24 protein-coding genes, 3 tRNA genes and 1 other RNA gene are annotated in these 20,072 nt (G+C 65.2%); 10 read left to right on the forward strand and 18 right to left on the reverse strand.

All coding sequences use genetic code 11. From position 1 onward, the window contains the following. Positions 1-8 precede the first annotated feature (8 nt). The 13 genes from nuoK to AB4Y68_RS02140 all read right to left on the reverse strand — a co-directional run bounded on the left by nuoK (position 9) and on the right by AB4Y68_RS02140 (position 9,943). Positions 9-317 (reverse strand): NADH-quinone oxidoreductase subunit NuoK, encoded by a 309-nt coding sequence (gene nuoK, locus AB4Y68_RS02080; RefSeq protein ID WP_441453622.1) that lies wholly within the window; start codon positions 315-317, stop codon positions 9-11. Further along, complete coding sequence (locus tag AB4Y68_RS02085; protein ID WP_441453624.1) at positions 317-943, reverse strand: NADH-quinone oxidoreductase subunit J; 627 nt, start codon at positions 941-943, stop codon at positions 317-319. Before AB4Y68_RS02085 ends, nuoK begins: the two co-directional genes overlap by 1 nt. Positions 944-1,006: 63 nt before the next feature. Continuing rightward, entirely contained in the window at positions 1,007-1,498 is a 492-nt protein-coding gene (nuoI, locus tag AB4Y68_RS02090) for an NADH-quinone oxidoreductase subunit NuoI (RefSeq protein WP_441453626.1), read from the reverse strand. After that, a complete protein-coding gene (locus AB4Y68_RS02095; RefSeq protein ID WP_441453627.1) occupies positions 1,498-1,710 on the reverse strand; it encodes a hypothetical protein in 213 nt (70 codons plus the stop codon). The genes nuoI and AB4Y68_RS02095 overlap by 1 nt, the downstream gene beginning before the upstream one ends. After that, positions 1,710-2,786: an NADH-quinone oxidoreductase subunit NuoH gene (gene nuoH, locus AB4Y68_RS02100; RefSeq protein WP_441453629.1), complete on the reverse strand. Its 1,077-nt coding sequence runs from the start codon at positions 2,784-2,786 to the stop codon at positions 1,710-1,712. The genes AB4Y68_RS02095 and nuoH overlap by 1 nt, the downstream gene beginning before the upstream one ends. 3 nt (positions 2,787-2,789) lie before the next feature. Beyond that, entirely contained in the window at positions 2,790-4,835 is a 2,046-nt protein-coding gene (nuoG, locus tag AB4Y68_RS02105) for an NADH-quinone oxidoreductase subunit NuoG (RefSeq protein ID WP_441453631.1), read from the reverse strand. A gap of 4 nt (positions 4,836-4,839) precedes the next feature. Further along, the gene (nuoF, locus tag AB4Y68_RS02110) at positions 4,840-6,153 is read right to left on the reverse strand and encodes an NADH-quinone oxidoreductase subunit NuoF (RefSeq protein WP_441453633.1); all 1,314 of its coding nucleotides are present in this window, start codon (positions 6,151-6,153) and stop codon (positions 4,840-4,842) included. A 6-nt stretch (positions 6,154-6,159) separates the two neighbouring features. Further along, the gene (locus AB4Y68_RS02115) at positions 6,160-6,429 is read right to left on the reverse strand and encodes a hypothetical protein (protein ID WP_441453635.1); all 270 of its coding nucleotides are present in this window, start codon (positions 6,427-6,429) and stop codon (positions 6,160-6,162) included. Then, a complete protein-coding gene (nuoE, locus tag AB4Y68_RS02120) occupies positions 6,429-7,103 on the reverse strand; it encodes an NADH-quinone oxidoreductase subunit NuoE (protein ID WP_441453636.1) in 675 nt (224 codons plus the stop codon). Before nuoE ends, AB4Y68_RS02115 begins: the two co-directional genes overlap by 1 nt. Continuing rightward, positions 7,100-8,278, reverse strand: a complete 1,179-nt coding sequence (locus tag AB4Y68_RS02125; protein ID WP_441453815.1) for an NADH-quinone oxidoreductase subunit D — start codon at positions 8,276-8,278, stop codon at positions 7,100-7,102. The genes nuoE and AB4Y68_RS02125 overlap by 4 nt, the downstream gene beginning before the upstream one ends. Before the next feature lie 95 nt (positions 8,279-8,373). Further along, positions 8,374-9,000, reverse strand: coding sequence for an NADH-quinone oxidoreductase subunit C (locus AB4Y68_RS02130; RefSeq protein WP_441453637.1), 627 nt, complete (start codon positions 8,998-9,000; stop codon positions 8,374-8,376). Beyond that, positions 8,997-9,596 (reverse strand): NuoB/complex I 20 kDa subunit family protein, encoded by a 600-nt coding sequence (locus tag AB4Y68_RS02135; RefSeq protein WP_441453639.1) that lies wholly within the window; start codon positions 9,594-9,596, stop codon positions 8,997-8,999. The genes AB4Y68_RS02130 and AB4Y68_RS02135 overlap by 4 nt, the downstream gene beginning before the upstream one ends. Further along, complete coding sequence (locus AB4Y68_RS02140) at positions 9,566-9,943, reverse strand: NADH-quinone oxidoreductase subunit A (RefSeq protein WP_207821670.1); 378 nt, start codon at positions 9,941-9,943, stop codon at positions 9,566-9,568. The genes AB4Y68_RS02135 and AB4Y68_RS02140 overlap by 31 nt, the downstream gene beginning before the upstream one ends. A gap of 270 nt (positions 9,944-10,213) precedes the next feature. Between AB4Y68_RS02140 and AB4Y68_RS02145 the strand changes: the two genes are divergently transcribed. Next, positions 10,214-10,290, forward strand: a tRNA-Asp gene (locus AB4Y68_RS02145). Between the two features lie 351 nt (positions 10,291-10,641). Here AB4Y68_RS02145 and AB4Y68_RS02150 read toward each other — a convergent pair. Then, positions 10,642-10,833 carry a hypothetical protein gene (locus AB4Y68_RS02150; protein WP_441453642.1) on the reverse strand — a complete coding sequence of 64 codons (192 nt, stop codon included), beginning with the start codon at positions 10,831-10,833 and terminating at the stop codon, positions 10,642-10,644. A 212-nt stretch (positions 10,834-11,045) separates the two neighbouring features. Here AB4Y68_RS02150 and AB4Y68_RS02155 point away from each other — a divergent pair, with 212 nt between their 5' ends. Continuing rightward, the gene (locus AB4Y68_RS02155; protein ID WP_441453644.1) at positions 11,046-13,133 is read left to right on the forward strand and encodes a prolyl oligopeptidase family serine peptidase; all 2,088 of its coding nucleotides are present in this window, start codon (positions 11,046-11,048) and stop codon (positions 13,131-13,133) included. A gap of 176 nt (positions 13,134-13,309) precedes the next feature. Here the strand turns inward: AB4Y68_RS02155 and AB4Y68_RS02160 are convergent. Next, a tRNA-Gln gene (locus AB4Y68_RS02160) sits at positions 13,310-13,383 on the reverse strand. Between the two features lie 213 nt (positions 13,384-13,596). On the opposite strand from AB4Y68_RS02160, the gene AB4Y68_RS02165 reads away from it, so the two are divergent. The 5 genes from AB4Y68_RS02165 (at position 13,597) to AB4Y68_RS02185 (ending at position 16,111) form a co-directional block, all read left to right on the forward strand. Then, positions 13,597-13,673: transfer RNA gene (locus AB4Y68_RS02165), tRNA-Pro, on the forward strand. Positions 13,674-13,749: 76 nt separating this feature from the next. Beyond that, positions 13,750-14,298 carry a DUF924 family protein gene (locus tag AB4Y68_RS02170; protein WP_441453645.1) on the forward strand — a complete coding sequence of 183 codons (549 nt, stop codon included), beginning with the start codon at positions 13,750-13,752 and terminating at the stop codon, positions 14,296-14,298. Positions 14,299-14,370: 72 nt separating this feature from the next. Further along, positions 14,371-15,228: a thymidylate synthase gene (locus AB4Y68_RS02175; protein WP_441453647.1), complete on the forward strand. Its 858-nt coding sequence runs from the start codon at positions 14,371-14,373 to the stop codon at positions 15,226-15,228. Positions 15,229-15,233: 5 nt separating this feature from the next. Continuing rightward, complete coding sequence (locus AB4Y68_RS02180; protein ID WP_441453649.1) at positions 15,234-15,530, forward strand: phosphoribosyl-ATP pyrophosphohydrolase; 297 nt, start codon at positions 15,234-15,236, stop codon at positions 15,528-15,530. Positions 15,531-15,583: 53 nt separating this feature from the next. Further along, on the forward strand, positions 15,584-16,111 hold the full coding sequence (locus AB4Y68_RS02185; RefSeq protein WP_441453651.1) for a dihydrofolate reductase: 528 nt from the start codon (positions 15,584-15,586) through the stop codon (positions 16,109-16,111). Between the two features lie 140 nt (positions 16,112-16,251). On the opposite strand, the gene AB4Y68_RS02190 is transcribed toward AB4Y68_RS02185, so the two are convergent. Beyond that, positions 16,252-17,322, reverse strand: a complete 1,071-nt coding sequence (locus AB4Y68_RS02190) for an Mrp/NBP35 family ATP-binding protein (RefSeq protein WP_441453653.1) — start codon at positions 17,320-17,322, stop codon at positions 16,252-16,254. Positions 17,323-17,399: 77 nt separating this feature from the next. Between AB4Y68_RS02190 and miaA the strand changes: the two genes are divergently transcribed. The 3 genes from miaA (at position 17,400) to AB4Y68_RS02205 (ending at position 19,278) form a co-directional block, all read left to right on the forward strand. After that, a complete protein-coding gene (gene miaA / locus AB4Y68_RS02195; RefSeq protein ID WP_441453655.1) occupies positions 17,400-18,284 on the forward strand; it encodes a tRNA (adenosine(37)-N6)-dimethylallyltransferase MiaA in 885 nt (294 codons plus the stop codon). Positions 18,285-18,298: 14 nt separating this feature from the next. Continuing rightward, positions 18,299-18,663: a transfer-messenger RNA gene (gene ssrA / locus AB4Y68_RS02200) on the forward strand. Between the two features lie 114 nt (positions 18,664-18,777). Beyond that, positions 18,778-19,278, forward strand: coding sequence for an SspB family protein (locus tag AB4Y68_RS02205; protein WP_441453657.1), 501 nt, complete (start codon positions 18,778-18,780; stop codon positions 19,276-19,278). Between the two features lie 124 nt (positions 19,279-19,402). Here the strand turns inward: AB4Y68_RS02205 and AB4Y68_RS02210 are convergent, their stop codons facing one another. Both AB4Y68_RS02210 and AB4Y68_RS02215 read right to left on the reverse strand, forming a co-directional pair. After that, a complete protein-coding gene (locus AB4Y68_RS02210; protein ID WP_441453658.1) occupies positions 19,403-19,615 on the reverse strand; it encodes a hypothetical protein in 213 nt (70 codons plus the stop codon). Between the two features lie 99 nt (positions 19,616-19,714). Further along, positions 19,715-19,948, reverse strand: coding sequence for a hypothetical protein (locus tag AB4Y68_RS02215; protein WP_441453660.1), 234 nt, complete (start codon positions 19,946-19,948; stop codon positions 19,715-19,717). Positions 19,949-20,072: the final 124 nt, after the last annotated feature.

Genomic DNA, 20,072 nt, shown 5'->3' on the forward strand with positions numbered 1-20,072 from the left:
CGGTCCGGTCAGCCCTTCATCACGGAGGCGTCGTCGACTGCGATGTCGCCGCGGTTACGGAAGAAGGTCACCAGGATCGCCAGGCCGACAGCGGCCTCGGCGGCGGCCACGGTCAGGACGAACATGGCCATCAGTTGGCCCGACACGTCGTTGAGGTAGGTCGAAAAGGCGACGAAATTGATGTTCACCGCGAGCAGGATCAGCTCGATCGACATCAGGATGATGATGACGTTCTTGCGGTTCACGAAGATGCCGAACACGCCGATGGTGAACAGCATGGCGGCGACCGCCAGATAGTGCTGGAGCGAGATGTCCATCACAGAAGCTCCTCGGGGGTGACGCCCTGCCCGGTCGGCGCGGTCTTGACCTCGACCGACTTGGCGCGTTCGCGGTTGGCCTGGCTGGCCAGGTCCTGGCGACGCACATTGGGGCGATGACGCAGGGTCAGGACGATGGCGCCGATCATGGCGATCAGCAGCACAATGCCCGCAGCCTGGAAGAAATAGACGTAGTCCGTGTAGAGCACCCGGCCGATCGTCTCGACGTTCGACGCGTCAGGGCCAGCCACGGCCGGCGCGAGCGCCGCCTTGGCGGCTCCGCCCTGAACCACGGTGATCGACACCATGATCATCTCGGCCAGCAACACGCCGGCGACGATCCCCGCCAGCGGCAGGTAGCGGGCGTAGCCTTCGCGGAGGCGGACGAAGTCGACGTCCAGCATCATGACCACGAACAGGAACAGCACCGCGACGGCGCCGACGTAGACGACCACCAGCAGCATCGCCAGGAACTCTGCGCCCAAGAGGACGAACAGGCCGGCGGCCGAGAAGAAGCTGAGGATCAGCCACAGGACGGAGTGCACGGGATTTCGCGCGGTCACGACCAGAAGGCCCGAAACCACGGCGACCGTCGCCAGAAGATAGAACGCTATGCCTTGCAGCATGGGTGGGACAAAGCCCCCTTCAAAGTCTTGCGCAGCGATCCCATGGCGGAATCGCGGCTCGGTTTAGCGATACGGAGCGTCGAGTTCCAGATTCTTCGCGATCAGCCGTTCCCAGCGGTCGCCATTATCCAGCAAACGGACCTTGTCATAGAGCAGTTCTTCGCGCGTCTCGGTGGCGAACTCGCTGTTCGGCCCCTCGACGATGGCGTCCACCGGGCAGGCCTCCTGGCACAGGCCGCAGTAGATGCATTTGACCATGTCGATGTCGTAGCGCGTCGTGCGGCGGCTGCCGTCGGCGCGCGGTTCGGCCTCGATGGTGATGGCCTGGGCCGGGCAGATGGCTTCGCACAGCTTGCAGGCGATGCAGCGTTCTTCACCGTTCGGATAGCGGCGCAGCGCGTGTTCGCCGCGGAAACGCGGCGACTGCGGGTTGCGCTCGAACGGATAGTTCACCGTCGCCTTCGGCTTCAGCATGTACTTCATCGACAGGCCGACGGCGCTGAACATGTCGGTCAGCATCGCGCCCTTGGCCGCCTGAACGATACGGGTCAGCATTACGATTTCACTCCGGCGCAGTCGCGTTGATAGCGCGCGCTTTCCTTGTCGAGGGTCTGGCAAAGGCGTTGGCGTTCGGCGTCCTGGCGCTGAACCTGCTCCACCTTGCGTTCCCACTGATAGACCGAGACCGGCTCGGCCTCATAGGGAGCGCAGGCGCCGGTGGCGCCCGCGAGGACCAGGCAGCTCAGCAATGTGGCGCGAAGGCCCATTACGCGCCCACCGCGAACACGCGCCAGGCCGCCACGACGACCACAGCGATCAGCGATGACGGCAGGAAGATCTTCCAGCCCAGGCGCATCAGTTGGTCATAGCGGTAGCGCGGCACGAAGGCTTTCACCAGGGCGATCATGAAGAACCAGAAGACGATCTTGGTCGCCAGGACCAGGAAGTAGAACAGGTTGGCCAGGAAGGTCGGCCAGCTGTCCAGGAAGTCGGTCGGGAAGCCCGGGTTCCAGCCGCCGCAGAACAGCAGGCTGATCATGGCGCACATGAAGACGATGTTGGCGTATTCGCCGATCATGAACAGCAGGTAGGGCGTCGACGAATATTCGACCTGATAACCGGCCACCAGCTCCGACTCCGCTTCCGGAAGGTCGAAGGGCGGACGGTTGGTCTCGGCCAGGGCCGAGATGAAGAAGACGATGGTCATCGGCAGCATGACGATGATGGTGGGCAGGGTCTCAAGACCGCCGCCGAACATGTTCCAGTTCCAGATCCACCCGGTCTGCTGGGTGACGATCTCGGTCAGGTTCATCGTCCCGGCCAGCAGGATGACGTTGACGATGACCAGGCCCATCGAGACCTCATAGGACACCATCTGCGCCGCTGAACGCAGCGAGCCCAGGAACGGATACTTCGAGTTCGAAGCCCAGCCGCCCATGATGATGCCGTACACGCCCAGCGAGCTGATCGCGAGAATGTAGAGGATGCCGACGTTCAGGTCCGAGATCACCCAGCCCGGCGCGAACGGGATCACTGCCCAGGCGATGAAGGCCAGGATGAAGGTGATCAGCGGCGCGGCCAGGAAGACGACCTTGTCGGAGCCCGACGGGACGACGATTTCCTTGAGCACGAACTTGAAGAAGTCGGCGAAGGACTGCAGCAGGCCGAACGGGCCGACCACGTTGGGGCCTTTGCGCATCTGCACGCCCGCCCAGATCTTGCGGTCCGCCAGCAGCAGGAAGGCGAGCGAGATCAGGATGCCGACCGTGACGATCAGGATTCCGCCGATGGTGGCGAGGGTCCAGCCGAGGGGGGTGGCCCAGAAGGAGGTCGCAGCGTCCATGATTTACTCCGCCGCCAGGACGACCGGCGCCGTCCGCTCAGCGGACAGCTCGGCCATCGTTGCGCTGGCGCGCGCGATCGGGTTGGTCAGGTAGGGATCGACGATGGTCGAGACGAAGGCGACGTCGCCCAGATCGCCCTTGGCCCCCAAAGCCGCCACGTCGAACGACGCAGCCGGAGCCAGATAGTCAATGCGGCCAAAGGTCGGATGGTCGCCCATCAGCTTGGTGCGCAGTTGCTCCAGCGTGTCGAAGGGCAGCTTGTGGCCGACCCGTTCCGACAGAGCGCGGATGATGGCCCAGTCTTCCTTGGCCTCGCCCTTGGGGAAGACGACGCGTTCGGCCATCTGCACCCGGCCCTCAGTGTTCACGTACACGCCCGACTTCTCGGTATAGGCGGCGCCCGGCAGGATCACATCTGCACCGTGCGCGCCGCGGTCGCCGTGCGAACCCAGATAGACGCGGAAGGCGCTAGATGCCGAGGCGTTGACCTCGTCGGCACCCAGCAGGAACAGCACGTCCAGCGCGCCCGGCTTCAGCATGGAGGCGACATCCAGACCGCCGTCGGCGGGGACGAAGCCCATGTCCAGGCCGCCGACGCGGCTGGCTGCGGTGTGCAGGACGTTGAAGCCGTTCCAGCCGTCCTTGACCACGCCGACCTTCTTGGCCAGCGCGCCCAGAGCGTTCAGCACAGCCGCGCCGGTGTCGCCGATCAGGGCGCCCGCGCCGACGATGATCGCCGGGCGTTCAGCCTTGGTCAGGAAGTCGACAGCCGCCTTGGGCAGCTTGCCCAGCGTCTTCGAACCGGCGCCGAGGTAGTTGTAGTCATAAGTCAGGTCGACCTGTTCGCCGATGACGCCGATCTCGGCGGCGCCCTTGAGCCAGATCTTGCGCAGGCGCGTGTTCAGCAGCGGCGCTTCGGTGCGTGGATTTGCGCCGACGATCAGAACTGCGTCAGCATTTTCAATGCCTTGCAGGCCGGAGTTGAACAGCCAGCCCTCACGAGCCCCCTGCCCGATCGCAGCGCCGTCCTGGCGACAGTCGGTGTTGGCCGAGCCGAGCGCGCGGAACAGGTCCAGCGTCGCCTTCATCGACTCAGCATCTTGCAGGTCGCCGGCGATGACGCCGATGCGGTCAGCCGAGGCCGCCTTGATCTTAGACGCCACAGCGTTCAGCGCTTCGTCCCACGAGGCGACGCGCAGCTTGCCGTTTTCACGGACATAGGGCTTGTCCAGACGCTGACGGGCCAGGCCGTCGACCGCATAGCGGCTCTTGTCCGACAGCCACTCTTCGTTGACGCCTTCGTTCAGGCGCGGCAGCACGCGCATGACCTCGGACCCGCGCGCATCGGCGCGGATGTTCGAGCCCAGGGCGTCCATGACGTCGATGGTCTCGGTCTTCTTCAGTTCCCACGGACGGTAGTGGTACTGCCACGGACGGTGCGTCAGCGCGCCCACCGGGCACAGGTCGTTGACATTGCCCGACAGCTCGCTGTCGATGTTCTTTTCCAGATAGGTCGTGATCTCGGCGCCTTCGCCGCGCGAGATCATGCCGATGTCCGGAACGCCGGCCACTTCGGTGATGAAGCGAACGCAACGCGTGCACTGAATGCAGCGCGTCATGAACGTCTTGACCGTCGGGCCCATATTCTTTTCTTCGACCGCGCGCTTGTTCTCGCCGTAGCGCGAACCGTCACGGCCGTAGCCGACAGCCTGGTCTTGAAGGTCGCATTCGCCGCCCTGGTCGCAGATCGGGCAGTCCAGCGGGTGGTTGATGAGCAGGAACTCCATCACCCCTTCGCGGGCCTTCTTGACCATCGGCGTGTCGGTGAAGATCTCCTGACCTTCAGCAGCCGGCAGCGCGCACGAAGCCTGCGGCTTCGGCGGTCCGGGCTTCACTTCGACCAGGCACATCCGGCAGTTGCCGGCGATGGACAGACGCTCGTGGTAGCAGAAACGCGGGATCTCCTGGCCGGCAAGTTCTGCAACCTGCAGAACCGTCATGCCGGGTTCGAACTCGGTTTCGACGCCGTTGACCTTGGCGATAGGCATACGATTACTCCGCCGCGATCGCGTGGCCGGCGAAGTTCGCGCGGCGGCTGCGGTAGGTTTGAATTCGGTCTTCGATCTCGTGACGGAAGTGCCGGATCAGGCCCTGAACGGGCCAGGCGGCGGCGTCGCCGAGGGCGCAGATGGTGTGGCCTTCGACCTGACCGGCCACGTCGAGCAGCAGGTCGATTTCCGACGGATCGGCGTCGCCCACGGACATGCGTTCCAGCACGCGCCACATCCAACCCGTGCCTTCGCGGCACGGCGTGCACTGGCCGCAGCTCTCATGCTTGTAGAAGTAGCTGATGCGGGCGATCGCCTTCACCAGATCGGTCGACTGGTCCATGACGATGACGGCGGCGGTGCCCAGACCCGAGCGCATTTCACGCAAGGAATCGAAGTCCATCAGCGCCGTCTCGGCCATGTCGCGCGTGATCAGGGGAACCGACGAACCGCCCGGAATGACGGCCTTCAGGTTGTTCCACCCGCCGCGAACGCCGCCGCAGTGCTCTTCCAGCAGCTGACGCAGCGGGATCGACATGACTTCTTCGATATTGCACGGGCGGTTCACGTGGCCCGAGATCGACATGATCTTGGTGCCGGTGTTGTTCGGACGACCGAAGCCCGCGAACCATTCGGCGCCGCGACGCAGGATGGTGCCGACGACGGCGATCGACTCGACGTTGTTCACCGTGGTCGGGCAGCCGTAGAGGCCCGCGCCGGCCGGGAACGGCGGCTTCAGGCGCGGCTGGCCCTTCTTGCCTTCCAGGCTTTCCAGCAGGGCGGTCTCTTCGCCGCAGATGTAGGCCCCGGCGCCGTGGTGGATATAGACGTCGAAGTCCCAGCCGTGGACGTTGTCCTTACCGATCAGCTTGGCCTCATAGGCCTGCTTGACGGCGGCTTCCATGCGCTCGCGCTCCAGCACGTACTCGCCGCGCAGGTAGATGTAGCAGGCGTGGGCCTGCATCGCGAACGAGGCGATCAGGCAGCCTTCGATCAGCAGTTGCGGATCATGGCGCATGATCTCCCGGTCCTTGCAGGTCCCGGGTTCGGATTCGTCGGCGTTGACGACCAGGTAGTGAGGACGATCCTTCACTTCCTTGGGCATGAACGACCACTTCAGACCGGTCGAGAAACCGGCGCCGCCGCGTCCGCGCAGGCCCGAATTCTTGACGTTGGTGATGATCCAGTCGCGGCCAAGGTCCAGCATGTCCTTGGTGGCGTTCCACGCCCCGCGCGCCTTCGCCCCCTCCAGCGTCCAGTCCTGGAAGCCGTAGAGGTTGGTGAAGATGCGATCCTTGTCTTCGAGGATTCCGACCATGAGCCCTTAAAGTCCTTCCGCCAGACGGCGCTTGTGGTGGCGGGTGCGCATGAAAATAGCGGTGACGACGAGCACCCAGCCCGCGGCCAAAAGGCCGTAGGCGACGAGCAACAGATCTTCCGACAGCCCGAACTTGCCGTCCTTGACCGCCAGCACCAGTCCCGCCGCAACGACGATCAACGCCAGCCCGCCCCAACGCAGGGGCCAGCCGACGCGACGCAGCTCGGCCCGGTAGGCCGCCCTGCCCTCATCGTTGTCGAGGTTCGGTCGAGTCATCAGGCCGGAGCCTTCTCAGTCGCCGGCTTGGAGTTCGGCAGCGACTTGATCTTCTTGGCTCGCGAACCGTCGTACAGCGTCGGGTCCGTCAGGACCTGGGCGCCGCCCTCGGGCTCGGAGCTGTGACGACCGACGTAGCTGCCAGCCTTCGGCGACTTGCCAGCGGCGAAGTCGTCGATGATCTGGGCCATCGTCTCGGGCGTCAGGTCTTCGTAGTAGTAGTCGTTGATCTGGGCGACCGGCGCATTGGCGCAGGCGCCGATGCACTCGACTTCCTGCCAGGTGAAGCGACCGTCGGCGGACAGGATGTCCTTGTCGCCGATCTTCTGCTTGCAGACCCGCATCAGTTCACCCGCGCCGCGCAGCATGCAGGGCGTGGTGCCGCAGACCTGGATCAGGGCGACTTTGCCGACCGGCTCCAACTGGAACATGGTGTAGAAGGTCGCGACCTCCAGAACCCGGATGAAGGGCATGCCCAGCAGTTCGCCGATGGCGCGGATGGAGGGTTCCGAGACCCAGCCTTCCTGCTTCTGGACCAGCCACAGGATCGGGATCACCGCCGATTGGCGGCGGCTGTCAGGATACTTCTTGATCCACCACTCGGCCTTGGCCTTCGTGTCCTTTGAAAAGGCGAAGGATTCAGGTTGTTCCTTGGCGAGGCGACGAACGCTCATCGGTCCACTTCTCCGAACACCATGTCGAGCGAGCCGAGGATGGCGGAGACGTCCGCCAGCATGTGGCCGCGGTTCATCCAGTCCATCGCCTGCAGGTGACGGAAGCCAGGCGCCGACAGCTTGACGCGGTAGGGTTTGTTGGTGCCGTCCGACACCAGATAGACGCCGAACTCGCCCTTGGGCGCTTCGACTGCCGCATAGACCTCGCCCTCGGGCGTCTTGAAGCCCTCGGTGTAGAGCTTGAAGTGGTGGATGAGCGCTTCCATCGAACGCTTCATCTCGCCACGGCGCGGCGGCGTGATCTTGTTGTTCTCGGCCAGGACCGGTTCGCCGGGGCAGTTGCGCAGCTTGTGGATGCACTGCTCCATGATCCGTATCGACTGCTTCATCTCTTCGATGCGGCAGAGGTAGCGATCCCAGCAGTCGCCGTTCTTGCCGACGGCGATGTCGAACTCCAGATCGGCGTAGCAGTCATAGGGCTGCGCCTTGCGCAGGTCCCAGGCGATATCCGAACCGCGCAGCATGACGCCCGAGAAGCCCCAGGCCAGGGCCTCTTCCTTGGACGCCACGCCGATGTCGACGTTGCGCTGCTTGAAGATACGGTTTTCGGTGACCAGGCTCTCGATGTCCGCCAGCTTGGCCGGGAATTCCTGACACCAGCGGCCGATGTCGTCGATCAGTTCCGGCGTCAGGTCCTGATGGACGCCGCCGGGACGGAAATAGTTGGCGTGCAGACGCGCGCCGCTGGCCCGCTCGTAGAAGATCATCAACTTCTCGCGCTCTTCATGTCCCCACAGCGGCGGGGTCAGAGCGCCCACGTCCATGGCTTGCATGGTCGTGTTCAGCAGATGGTTCAGGATGCGGCCGATTTCCGAATAGAGCACCCGGATCAGTTGGCCGCGGTACGGCACGTCCAGTTCCAGCAGGCGCTCGATAGCCAGGCAGAAGGCGTGCTCCTGGTTCATCGGCGAGACGTAGTCCAGCCGGTCCAGGTAGGGGATGTTCTGGAGGTAGGTGCGGGCCTCCATCAGCTTCTCGGTGCCGCGGTGCAACAGGCCGATATGCGGATCAACGCGGGTCACCAACTCGCCGTCCAGCTCCAGCACCAGGCGCAGCACGCCGTGCGCAGCGGGGTGTTGCGGGCCGAAGTTGATGGTGAACTTGCGGTCGTCCATCGCCCGCGCGTGCGGGGTCAGGCCGTCTTCATAGTCCTCGAACGGATCGATCGCCTTGGGGGCGGCCGTCGCCGGAGTGTTCTCGCCAACAGCCATTACTTGGCTCCCGCCTTCTCGTCGCCCGGCAGGACCGGGGCCGGATATTCGGCCCCTTCCCAGGGAGAGAGGAAGTCAAAGTTACGGTATTCCTGAGCCAGCTTCACCGGCTCATAGACCACGCGCTTCTGCTCTTCGTCGTAGCGGACCTCGACATAACCCGTCATCGGGAAGTCCTTGCGCAGCGGATGCCCCTGGAAACCGTAGTCGGTCAGGATGCGGCGCATGTCGGGGTGGCCCGAGAAGATCATGCCGTACATGTCGAAGGCTTCGCGCTCGAACCAGCCGGCCGACGGATAGACCGACGACACGCTGGGAACCGGGGCGACCTCGTCGGTCGACACCTTGACGCGAACGCGCGCGGCGCGGGTCAGCGACAGCAGGTGATAGACCACCTCAAACCGCTCGACGCGGTCCGGATAGTCGGCGCCGCAGGCGTCCATCAGTTGCTGGAAGCCGAATTGATCGCGCAGGGCCGTCATGACCTCGACGATATTCTCGCGCGGGGCGATCAGCGTCAGCTCGCCAAAGGCGACGACGGCTTCGACACCCAGGGCGGCGACCATTTCGGTCCCCAGCGGGGTCAGGGCGGATTCGCGCTCCGCCACGCGCACCAGTTCGCTCATCGCTCGATCGTCCCCGTGCGACGAATCTTCTTCTGCAGTTGCAGGATGCCGTACAGCAGCGCCTCGGCCGTGGGCGGGCAGCCCGGGACATAGACGTCCACCGGCACCACGCGGTCGCAACCGCGCACGACGCTGTAGCTGTAGTGATAATAGCCGCCGCCGTTGGCGCAGCTGCCCATCGAGATGACGTAGCGCGGCTCCGGCATCTGGTCATAGACCTTGCGCAGGGCCGGAGCCATCTTGTTGGTCAGGGTGCCGGCGACGATCATCAGGTCCGACTGGCGCGGCGAACCACGCGGAGCCGTGCCGAAACGCTCCAGGTCGAAACGCGGCATCGACAGGTGAATCATCTCGACGGCGCAACAGGCCAGGCCGAACGACATCCACATCAGCGAACCCGTGCGGGCCCAGTTGATGACGTCGTCCAGCGAGGTGGTCAGAAAGCCCTGCTCGCCGAGCTCGGTGTTCACCTGCTCGAAAAACTTGTCGTGAATCTTGGGGTCGTAGCCTTCCACGGTCGAGCGCGCGGCCGAGCCGGCGGGGACCAGGGGCGACGAAGGCGCGATCACTGCCATTCCAGCGCTCCCTTCTTCCATTCATAGATAAAGCCGACGGTCAGCACGCCGAGGAAGACCATCATCGACCAGAAGGCGAAGACCATGCCGCCGGTCGACAGGTCGAACATCGACACCGCCCACGGGAACAGGAAGGCCACTTCCAGGTCGAAGATGATGAAGAGGATCGACACCAGATAGAACCGGACGTCGAACTTCATGCGCGCGTCGTCAAAGGCGTTGAAGCCGCACTCATAGGCCGACAGCTTTTCAGTGTCGGGGTTTTTCGGCGCCAGAGCCCAGGCGGCCAGCATGAAGCCGAGGCCAAGGACGGCCGCGATCGCCAGGAAAACGACGATCGGGAGATATTCCAGAAGAAATGCGTTCATTCGAGCTGCCTCGCCCGCCGAGGGTGGGGGCGGATTCGGGGCTTCTTAGACCCAACCTCGTCGGGGTTCAAACCCATGTCGGCAAAGGTTTTTATGTTGCGAACGGTTCGCAGGAAAAGCCCCGATAACGCCCACTTTTCGCACCCGTTCTCACGCAACGTTGATCGCGCAGTTTTCTCCACAAAATCATCACCACCTTGCTTGACAGCGCAAGGCCCTCCCGCCTAAACGACGCCCCTCGCCGAGACGCATTGCTCCTCGGCGGGAAACGCGGGTGTAGCTCAGTTGGTTAGAGTGCCGGCCTGTCACGCCGGAGGTCGCGGGTTCGAGTCCCGTCACTCGCGCCATTCTCTTCAGCGAAGAGAATGGCGCACACCGCCCCCAATACATTGAAACTTTGCTCAACGGCTTCGCCGCCCTGCCCGGCTCGCGGATTGCCGTCGAGACACCCACCGCCTCATTTGCTGCTGTTCGACCTGATAGGGTCCGCTGGCACATGAAAGGCCACAAGGCGTGAAAGAATCCAAAGGCAAGACCAAGAAGGTCCAGCCCAAACAGAACGCTTCAAATCCAAGCGTGAAGAATCTGGTCGATAAGGCCGCTGCTGGATCGAAGCAGCCCAAGTGATCACAAAGGCCCACCGGAAACGGCGGGCCTTTTTCGTGTGAGTTGCAGCGTCCGGCTGGATGGCGGACGAGCTAGGCGCTGGCGGAAGCCAGCCGAGCCGCTAGCCCCGCCAGATCGTCTTCGATCTCCACCGGCGACAGCAACATGTTGCTGAAGTGGACGAAGAACTTCCGTCCGCTGCGGTGTTCGATGCGGACCACCTTCTCAATGTTGATCCAAACGATGCGGGCTTTCGGGGCGGAGAATGCGACTAGCTTTGCCATGGCGACCTGCTACCCGCGCCCCAGCGGCGATGTCATGTGAACCTTTTTTAGGCGCGGCGACCAAGGGATAGTCATGAAGGCCCTCGTCGGCTTTTGCGTCTCCCGCTGACGTCACCAAGCGCAGATCAGCGGTCGCACAACGTCATCCGATCTCGCTTGCCGCCCCCCCTGCCCCCTCTATGATCGCGGCGTTCCAGAGGGGGAAACACCGAATGTCTAAAGCGATCTGGGCCTGTTGCGCCCTGGCCTTACTGTCCACGCCCGTCGTGGCGCAGCCCGCGCCGCCGCCGTCCGAATCCGTCCGCTTCCAGGCTCAGGACCTGTTCGGCCTCGAGGTCGCCTCGGACCCGCAGATCAGTCCGGACGGATCGCGCGTCGCCTATGTGCGCCAGACCGCCGACATCATGACGGACCGGATGCGACCGACCATCTGGCTGATCGACGTGCGCACGGGCCAGCAGACCCCGCTGGTCGCCGGGGCCGGGTCGCATAGCCAGCCGCGCTGGTCGCCCGACGGAACCCGCGTCGCCTATATCTCGACCGCCGAGGGCGGCGGCGCGCAGATGTTCGTGCGCTGGATCGGCTCGGGCCAGTCGGTCCGGGTCACCAGCCTGCCGAACACGCCGACGGGAATCAGCTGGTCGCCGGACGGAACCAAGCTGGCCTATTCGGTTCTGGTCGCTGGTCAGGCGCCGAAACTGGGCGCGCCCCTGCCCAAACCCGAAGGCGCCCAATGGGCCCCGCCGCTGGAGGTCATCGATACCGTCACCTATCGCGCCGACGGCCAGGGCTATCTGAAGCCCGGCTATCGTCAGGTCTTCGTCGCCCCGGCGGACGGGGGCGGCGCGCGCCAACTGACCCAGGGCGATTTCAACCACGGTGGAGACCTGTCGTGGTCGCCCGATTCCGCGACCCTGTATCTCAGCGCCAATCGCGGCCCCGACTGGCAACGCGAAGCGGCCAACAGCGAGGTCTATGCCCTGGACGTCCGTTCGGGCGTCCTGACCGCCCTGACAGACCGCCTCGGCCCCGATCAGTCGCCGGTCGCCTCGCCCGACGGCCGCCGCATCGCCTATGTCGGCTATGACGACCAGAGGCTGGGCTACCAGAACACCCGCCTCTATGTGATGGACCGCGACGGCGCGAACCGCCGGGTCCTGACCGCCGGTCTGGATCGCTCGGTCCAGTCGCCGGTGTGGAGCAAGGACGGGCGCTCCATCCTGATCGCCTATGACGACCACGGCTCGACCACGATCGCGCGCGTGTCGCTGGACGGCGCAGTCTCGACGATCGTTCAAGGCCTCAGCGGTAGCGACATCGGTCGTCCCTATTCCGGCGGCGACTTCTCCCTGGCCGACGACGGCTCGGTCGCCTTCACCCGCGGCGACGCCCTGCGCCCCGCTGACGTCCATGTGCTGCGTCAGGGCCGCCAGACCCAACTAACCAGGTTGAATGCCGACTATCTGGCCAGCAAGATCCTGGGCGCCGTTCAGCGGCTGGAGGTCGCCTCATCCCATGACGGCCGCACGGTGGAGTCGTGGCTGACCCTCCCCGCCGGCTATGTTGAGGGTCAGAAGTATCCGCTGATCCTGGAAATCCACGGCGGCCCCTTCGCCGCCTACGGCCCGCATTTCGCCACCGACAATCAATTGTTCGGGGCGGCGGGCTACGCCGTCCTGTCGGTCAATCCGCGCGGCTCGACGTCATACGGCGAGGAGTTCGCCAACCTGATCCACCACGACTATCCTGGCCACGACTATGACGACCTGATGAGCAGCGTCGACGCCGTTATCGCCAAGGGGGTTGCCGACCCCGACCGACTGTTTGTCACCGGCGGCTCGGGCGGCGGCGTGCTGACCGCCTGGATCGTCGGCAAAACCAACCGCTTCAAGGCCGCCGCAAGCCAGAAGCCGGTGATCGACTGGGCCAGCTTCGTCCTGACCGCTGACAACCCTGCCTTCTTCGCCCGCTACTGGTTCGGCGAATATCCGTGGGAGAACCATGAGGCCTACTGGCGCCGGTCCCCCCTGTCGCTGGTCGGCAATGTCACCACCCCCACCCTGGTCGTCGTCGGCGACGAGGACTACCGCACCCCCGTCAGCGAGTCGGAGCAGTATTACACCGCCCTGCAACTGCGCGGCGTGCCCACTGCCCTGGTCAAGATTCCCGGCGTCGGCCACGGCCTGGCCGTCCGCCCGTCCCAGAACGCCGCCCGGATCAGCGCCATCCTGACCTGGTTCGACCGCTACAAGAACGGCGCGCCCGCTCCAGCATCGCCGCCTCCGACGCCCGTCCGCTGACCTCGGCCTTAGAATCACCAAAGGCCGCCGGAGCAATCCGGCGGCCTTTGTCTTTGGCGATTCAGTTCAGTCACACGGCCTGATGACGCCAACAACGAGCCCGCCATCGGTAAAGCGTACATTATTATATAGGGAAAAGAAGTTGAGCCGGTCGATGCTCACGCCCCTAGGGCGGTTGGCTGGGGAACTAGGACTCGAACCTAGAATGACGGTACCAAAAACCGTAGTGTTACCATTACACCATTCCCCAGCAGGACCAGTGCGCCCCGCAGTTCGTTGCTGCGAGGAGCGGTGAGATACGCCAAGGCTTTCGGGGATGCAACACCTGAAAACAGAAGAATTTTCATCGAGCAGAGACTTTTTTCAAAGCAGCTGAATCCCCGCTTGCGAGGTCCGAAACCCGTGGCTATAAGCCCCCTCCTCGGCGCAACGACGGCCTCAGGCCCGCGTCGAGACGAAATGTCGGAGTGTGGCTCAGTCTGGTAGAGCACTGCGTTCGGGACGCAGGGGTCGGAGGTTCGAATCCTCTCACTCCGACCATTTTTTCTTACATCGCTAGATGATTTCCCCCTCGCGGGGCCGTGCATGGGCGCGTCCACGGGGTAAGCTCTGCGGCATGAGTATGCTGCTTTCCCCCGCCGAAATCGTCGCCTTCTGGACCGAGGCCGGTCCCCAGAAATGGTTCGCCAAGAACGCCGCCTTCGACGCGGCCTTCACCGCGCTGTGCCGCGAGACCCATTTCGCCGCCGCCCGCCGCGAACTGGACGCCTGGGCTGAGACGCCCGAAGGAACGCTGGCCCTCATCATCCTGCTGGACCAGTTGCCGCGAAACGCCTTTCGCGACACGGCGCACATGTTCGCCACCGACTCCCTGGCCCTGATGTTCGCCAAGGCGGGGATCGCCCGAGGCGACGACCGTCAGGTGGCCAGGGATCTACGCCCCTTCATTCTGATGCCGTTGATGCATTCGGAATCGCTCGCCGATCAGGACAAGCTTCTGACCCTGCTGGACGAGGCCGAGCAGCCGAACACCTTCAAGTTCGCCGTCATCCACCGGGACATCATCGCCCGCTTCGGTCGCTTCCCGCACCGCAACGCCTGCCTGGGCCGCGACACGACGGCGGAAGAGAGCGCGTTCCTGGGGGGCGACGGCTTCAAGGGCTGATTCCGCTTTCCTTGTGGGCAACGATTCGTCGCACGTGACGACGGGACCGATTCGGCCTCATCCTCTCTTCCCATGACCGCCGCACTCGCCCTCGCCGATCTGGAAACCCGCAGCGGGGCGGCCCCGGCCGATCACCCCGAGTGGCAGTATCTCAACCTGCTGCGCGACATCCTCGACAACGGCGTGCGCCGCGACGACCGCACCGGCACCGGCACCCTCGGCGTCTTCGGTCGTCAGATTCGTTTTGATCTGTCGAAGGGCTTCCCCCTTCTGACCACCAAGAAGCTGCACACGCGGTCGATCTTCATCGAACTGCTGTGGTTCCTGCGCGGCGACACCAACATCGGCTGGCTTCAGGAAAACGGCGTCGGCATCTGGGACGAATGGGCCGACGCCAACGGCGACCTCGGCCCCGTCTATGGCAAGCAGTGGCGCTCGTGGGCCGCGCCGAACGGCCAGAGCATCGACCAGATCCAGAAGCTGATCCACGGACTGAAGACCAATCCCAACAGCCGCCGCCATATCGTCAGCGCCTGGAACCCGGCCGACGTGGACGACATGGCCCTGCCACCCTGCCACTGCCTGTTCCAGTTCTTCGTCGCCGACGGAAAGCTGAGCTGCCAACTGTATCAGCGCAGCGCCGACGTCTTCCTCGGCGTGCCGTTCAACATCGCCTCCTACGCCCTGCTGACCATGATGCTGGCCCAAGTTCTGGGGCTGGAGCCCGGCGACTTCGTCCACACCTTCGGCGACGCCCACCTCTATCTGAACCATCTGGAGCAGGCCGAGCTGCAACTGACCCGCCAGCCCCTGCCCCTGCCGACCCTGACCGTCGCGCCGAAATCCGACCTGTTCGCCTACGAGCTGTCGGACTTCGTGCTGAGCGACTACGCGCCCTGGCCGCACATCAAGGCCGCCGTCGCGGTCTGACCCTCATGAAGATCGCTGACCTCAAGGCGGACGTCCTCCGCATCTCCGATATCTATGCACGCGAGCACGCCATCAACCGCGACCGCGACTGGGCTCTTCTGAAGCTGCAGGAAGAGCTGGGCGAGCTGACCAAGGAGCACCTGCGCCTGACCGGCCGTGCGCGCGGCGCGCCCGACGAAACGGCCCTCGGCGACGAGGCAGCTGACGTGCTGGGCATGCTGCTGATCTATTGCGACCGCGCCGGCATCGATCTGGAGGCCGCCATGCAGCGCAAATGGCTGAAGTGGCTGGAGCCCGCTTGAAACCGCTCGAGCCAGAGGCCTAAGTCCAAGTCCCCGCCTTACGGAGCTCGCCCGTGTCCATTCCCAAAATCGCCCTTGTCGTCGCCCGCGCCCGCAACGGCGTCATCGGACACAAATGCGACCTGCCCTGGCGGCTGCGTTCGGACCTGCAACGGTTCAAGGCCATCACCGTCGGCAAGCCCTGCATCATGGGCCGCAAGACCTGGGAAAGCCTGCCGCTGAAACCCCTGCCCGGCCGGCTGAACATCGTCCTGACCAAGGACGGCTCCTACGAGACCGAAGGCATGTCCAAGGGCGCTCTGGTTTGCTCCAACCTGGGCGAGGCCCTGTCCATCGCGCGCGAGACGGCGGCCGAGGACGGCGTGGACGAGGTCTGCATTATCGGCGGCACGGCCCTGTTCGAGGCCGTCCTGCCCCGCGCCCAGCGCCTCTACATCACCGAGGTCGACGCCGAGCCCCAGGGCGACGCCTATTTCCCGGCCTTCGACGAGACCGCCTTCGTCGAAACGGCGTCCGAATCCCATCCGGCCGGAGAGAAGGACGACCACGCCTTCACCTTCCGCACCCTGGATAGGCGCTGACCGCCCCCCGACGGCCATCCCGGGCCGCAGTCTCGCTCCGCGAGGCGAAGAGCCGTGACCGCTCAAGGCGTCGACGTTAGCGTTTCTGGCGCTCCCGGATAGCGGCTACGCCGCTTCCGGGATGACGGTCAGGGGGATGTTTAGAGCCCCAACCCCTCGACCACCCGCGCCGCCACAACCGCGAACCGCTGCGCGATCTCGCCGTCGGGCTCCGCCGAGACCAACGGCTGCCCGGCGTCGCCCGCATGGCGCAGGGCCGCGTCCAGCGGCAGGTCGCCGAGGAAGACCACGCCCAGCCGGGCGGCCTCGGCCTCGGCCCCGCCTCGCCCGAACACATCGCCGCTCATGTTCTCGATCAGACCCAGGGTCGGCACGTTGACGCGCTGGAACAGCGTATGCGCCCGCCGCGCGTCCGCCAGCGCCACCTCCTGCGGGGTCGAGACGATGACCGCCCCGTCCAGCGGCGTCTTCTGGATCAGGGTCAGTTGCACGTCGCCGGTGCCGGGCGGCAGGTCCACCACCAGAACGTCCAGCGGCTCTTCTTCCGTCCCCCAACGGGTCTGGGTCAGCATCTGGGTGATAGCCTGCGACGCCATTGGCCCGCGCCAGATCATGGCGTCGTCGGCCTTGGTCAGCAGGCCGACCGACATGGCTTTCAGCCCGTGGGCGACGTGCGGGATGATGGCCCCGTCCACATAGGCCGGCTGGCCCGACAGCCCCAACATGGTCGGCAGCGACGGGCCATAGACATCAGCATCCAGCACCCCGACCGACAGGCCGCGCGCCGCCAGCGCCGCCGCCAGATTGACCGCCACCGTCGACTTGCCGACCCCGCCCTTGCCGCTGGCCACGGCCAGAACGCGCTTCACATGGGCGGGACGATCCGTCGGCACCGGCGCCTTGGCCCGGCCCTGATCGGTCGCGGCCTTCGACAAGCCCGCCGTGCGGCGGGGCGCAGCGGCTGCCACGGCCTCGGCGGTGAGGACGACCGACACCCGCGCCATGCCGCGAATGGCTTTCAGCGCCGCCTCGGCCGCGTCGCGCACGGGGGCGTAAATGGCGGTTTCACCGGCCGGAACCTCCATGGCAAAGCCCGCGCGATCCTCGCCTACCACCAGGCCCTGAACCAGACCGGCTGCGACCAGCCCCTGTCCCGATTTCGGGTCCACAACGGCGTCGAGGGCGGCGATTACGGCGGTGCGGTCGATCAAGGCTCTGCTCCTTGGCCCTTGCCGGGCCGGTCGCGGGCGTTCTATCGCCCTCTGGTCCTGTTCGCGAGCCTGTTCCTTTGACCAAAGCGCCCCGTCTCACCCTGATCGCCGGCCCCACTGCCTCGGGCAAGTCGCGTCTGGCGTTGGAGATGGCCGAAAAGACCGGCGCCGTCATCGTCAACGCCGACAGCCAGCAGCTCTACGCCGACCTGCGCATCCTCACCGCTCGCCCATCAGTCGAAGATGAAACCCGCGCCGAGCACCGCCTCTATGGCGTCGCCGACGCCGCCGAATCCTGGTCGGTCGGCCGCTGGACCCGCGCCGTCATGCCCCTGCTGGACGAACTGGCGGCGCAAGACCGTCCGGCCCTGCTGGTCGGCGGCACCGGTCTCTATTTCAACGCCCTGACGCGCGGTCTGGCCGACATTCCCGCCGTCCCTGACGCCGTCCGCGACACGGTTCAGGCCGCCTATGACGCCGAGGGCGAAGCCGCCTTCCGCCGCCGTCTGGCCGAGGTCGATCCCATCGCCGCCGCCGCCATCACCCCCGGCGACCGTCAGCGCCTGATCCGCGCCCTCGCCGTCGCCCAGGCCACCGGCCGCTCGCTCAGCGACTGGAAGGCCGACACCCAGCCCCTGCTCGCGCCCGGCTCCTACGCCACCCTGGTGGTCGAGCCCCCGCGCGACCGCCTCTACGCCAACTGTGACACGCGGGTCAGCCAGATGATCGAGACCGGCGCCGTGGACGAGGTCCGCGCCCTGCTGGCCCGCAACCTCGACCCCGCCCTGCCCGCCATGAAGGCCGTCGGCGTCCCCGAACTGGCCGCCCACCTGACCGGTGCCACGACGCTGGACCGAGCCGTCGCCGCCATCCGCCTGTCCACCCGCCACTACGCCAAACGCCAGCTGACCTGGTTCCGCAACCAGACCCGCGACTGGCCGCGCCATCCGGGTTTCGCCTGAGGTTTCTGAACCTTCCCCTTGGAAGCCGACGCCGGACAGCCTATATTGATCCTGTTCGGGTTCGCCCGGACTATGGCGATAAACGCGCTTGTAATAAGCGGACCGGACCCGGGTGCGATTCCCGGCGGCTCCACCAATCTCTCACCGCGTTATCGGCGGGAGCTGCGGGGCCGACTAGCATCGACGGACGTGTAAAGAAGATGCTTTTGCCCGTCTTGGCCCACCGTATCGGGCCATTTTCTAACTGCGAACGATAACTTCGCTGGAGAAGTCCGCCTCGCCGCGTAATGCGGTTCGGTTGATTTCGAACACTTAAGTCCTGGGGGATCAGTTCCTCAGGCGGGGCCCGGAGGGCGCCTGCCAACAGAAGCCCTCCACTTTCCTTACATCGCGAGAGCTTGGCTTCAGAATCCCGGCGCTTTCCTGCATCGGCATCTTCCGTCGCTCGCCTGTCGCGGGTAACAGTCGGGCGTTCCCAGTTTCGAGGCCCCCGATGACGGATCAGTCCCCCCCGGTTGACGAGATGCACTACGAGCAACTCGCCCAGGACGCTCTGCGCGGCGTGATCCGCTCGGCGCTTGAACGCGCCGCCGAGCCCGACGGCATCCCCGGCGCGCACCATTTCTACATCACGTTCAAGACGCGGGCGCCGGGCGTCTCGGTGCCGCCTGACGTGCTGGCCAAATACCCCGACGAAATGACCATCGTGCTGCAGCACCAGTACTGGGACCTGAGCGTCGACCACGACCGCTTCTCGGTCATGCTGAAGTTCGGCGGCATGCCCAAGGTGCTCTCAGCACCCTATTCGGCCGTGACCCGCTTCTACGACCCCAGCGTCCAGTTCCTGCTGCAGTTCGAAGAGCCCGAGATCATCGAGGCGGAGGTCGCGCCCCTGTCGCCCCCGGCCCGCGACCCGAACGCCGCCACGCCGCCGCCCTCGGGCGACGACGACGGCCCCAAGGTCGTCTCCCTGGACCAGTTCCGGAAGAAATAGGCGCTCGGACGCCGCCTGGTCAGAGCCGGTGGGCTCGGCCACATCGGCCTTTAACTCAAAGTCGGCGTCTGACGGCCTGGCTATGCCCGAGCATGAGGCCTGCGGGCTGAACCACCCGGTTGCATCAGGGACGCGGCCTGACTTCCCAATCCAGCGTCCAGCGTCCGGGTCCGGCGCGCTTCAGTTCCGACGCTGCAGCGGGCACCTGTCGATCCAGCCCATCGAGCAGGAGCGCGGCGCCGTTGACGGAGGCCACGGTGACGTTCGTCTGCCAGAACGGCCCGCCCATGCCTCGCAGCGAGAAGCGGATATGAACGGTGTCGTTAACCTGCGGCATCCGAGTTCCGTGTTGGGAGGCAATCACTCAGCGACCCGTCGAAAGGGAGGATTGTCGTACATGCAAGCCTGCCGCAGCGGGCGAGGACCTGCCGGTTCATCAGGGAATGCGGGCGTCCATCGCCCCGTACTCGGTTCTGAAGGCGCGCCCCAGGCCGCCCAGCAGGTTCCAGCCGGCGTTGGTGAGCCGTAAGCCACCCTTGCCGGACCGCTCGACCAGTCCCAGCACCGCAAGCTGGTTGCTGTTCGCCCCATCTTGGGTCCGGGTCTCGTCGACAATGTCGAGCAGGGCCGCAATACGTTCAGCTTCAGTCACGATGGTCTCGACATTCATTAATCCTAGCCCCTCGTGACGCGTCTCTGCCCCGAGGACAACGGTATTCTCCCGCCAAGCTGAAAGGGATGCGCCGAACAGGGCCGACCGACGCGGTCGCCCCACTTCAGAACCCGAAGTCGAT

Origin of the sequence: Brevundimonas sp. 2YAF1, assembly GCF_052114745.1 — a bacterium.
GTDB lineage: Bacteria > Pseudomonadota > Alphaproteobacteria > Caulobacterales > Caulobacteraceae > Brevundimonas.

What these genes read in the sequence shown, in the direction of transcription:
- nuoK (WP_441453622.1), bottom strand. Translation starts at nt 317, where the DNA reads ATGGACATCTCGCTCCAGCACTATCTGGCGGTCGCCGCCATGCTGTTC.
- AB4Y68_RS02085 (WP_441453624.1), bottom strand. Translation starts at nt 943, where the DNA reads ATGCTGCAAGGCATAGCGTTCTATCTTCTGGCGACGGTCGCCGTGGTT.
- nuoI (WP_441453626.1), bottom strand. Translation starts at nt 1,498, where the DNA reads ATGCTGACCCGTATCGTTCAGGCGGCCAAGGGCGCGATGCTGACCGAC.
- AB4Y68_RS02095 (WP_441453627.1), bottom strand. Translation starts at nt 1,710, where the DNA reads ATGGGCCTTCGCGCCACATTGCTGAGCTGCCTGGTCCTCGCGGGCGCC.
- nuoH (WP_441453629.1), bottom strand. Translation starts at nt 2,786, where the DNA reads ATGGACGCTGCGACCTCCTTCTGGGCCACCCCCCTCGGCTGGACCCTC.
- nuoG (WP_441453631.1), bottom strand. Translation starts at nt 4,835, where the DNA reads ATGCCTATCGCCAAGGTCAACGGCGTCGAAACCGAGTTCGAACCCGGC.
- nuoF (WP_441453633.1), bottom strand. Translation starts at nt 6,153, where the DNA reads ATGGTCGGAATCCTCGAAGACAAGGATCGCATCTTCACCAACCTCTAC.
- AB4Y68_RS02115 (WP_441453635.1), bottom strand. Translation starts at nt 6,429, where the DNA reads ATGACTCGACCGAACCTCGACAACGATGAGGGCAGGGCGGCCTACCGG.
- nuoE (WP_441453636.1), bottom strand. Translation starts at nt 7,103, where the DNA reads ATGAGCGTTCGTCGCCTCGCCAAGGAACAACCTGAATCCTTCGCCTTT.
- AB4Y68_RS02125 (WP_441453815.1), bottom strand. Translation starts at nt 8,278, where the DNA reads ATGGACGACCGCAAGTTCACCATCAACTTCGGCCCGCAACACCCCGCT.
- AB4Y68_RS02130 (WP_441453637.1), bottom strand. Translation starts at nt 9,000, where the DNA reads ATGAGCGAACTGGTGCGCGTGGCGGAGCGCGAATCCGCCCTGACCCCG.
- AB4Y68_RS02135 (WP_441453639.1), bottom strand. Translation starts at nt 9,596, where the DNA reads ATGGAAGAAGGGAGCGCTGGAATGGCAGTGATCGCGCCTTCGTCGCCC.
- AB4Y68_RS02140 (WP_207821670.1), bottom strand. Translation starts at nt 9,943, where the DNA reads ATGAACGCATTTCTTCTGGAATATCTCCCGATCGTCGTTTTCCTGGCG.
- AB4Y68_RS02150 (WP_441453642.1), bottom strand. Translation starts at nt 10,833, where the DNA reads ATGGCAAAGCTAGTCGCATTCTCCGCCCCGAAAGCCCGCATCGTTTGG.
- AB4Y68_RS02155 (WP_441453644.1), top strand. Translation starts at nt 11,046, where the DNA reads ATGTCTAAAGCGATCTGGGCCTGTTGCGCCCTGGCCTTACTGTCCACG.
- AB4Y68_RS02170 (WP_441453645.1), top strand. Translation starts at nt 13,750, where the DNA reads ATGAGTATGCTGCTTTCCCCCGCCGAAATCGTCGCCTTCTGGACCGAG.
- AB4Y68_RS02175 (WP_441453647.1), top strand. Translation starts at nt 14,371, where the DNA reads ATGACCGCCGCACTCGCCCTCGCCGATCTGGAAACCCGCAGCGGGGCG.
- AB4Y68_RS02180 (WP_441453649.1), top strand. Translation starts at nt 15,234, where the DNA reads ATGAAGATCGCTGACCTCAAGGCGGACGTCCTCCGCATCTCCGATATC.
- AB4Y68_RS02205 (WP_441453657.1), top strand. Translation starts at nt 18,778, where the DNA reads ATGACGGATCAGTCCCCCCCGGTTGACGAGATGCACTACGAGCAACTC.
- AB4Y68_RS02210 (WP_441453658.1), bottom strand. Translation starts at nt 19,615, where the DNA reads ATGCCGCAGGTTAACGACACCGTTCATATCCGCTTCTCGCTGCGAGGC.
- AB4Y68_RS02215 (WP_441453660.1), bottom strand. Translation starts at nt 19,948, where the DNA reads ATGAATGTCGAGACCATCGTGACTGAAGCTGAACGTATTGCGGCCCTG.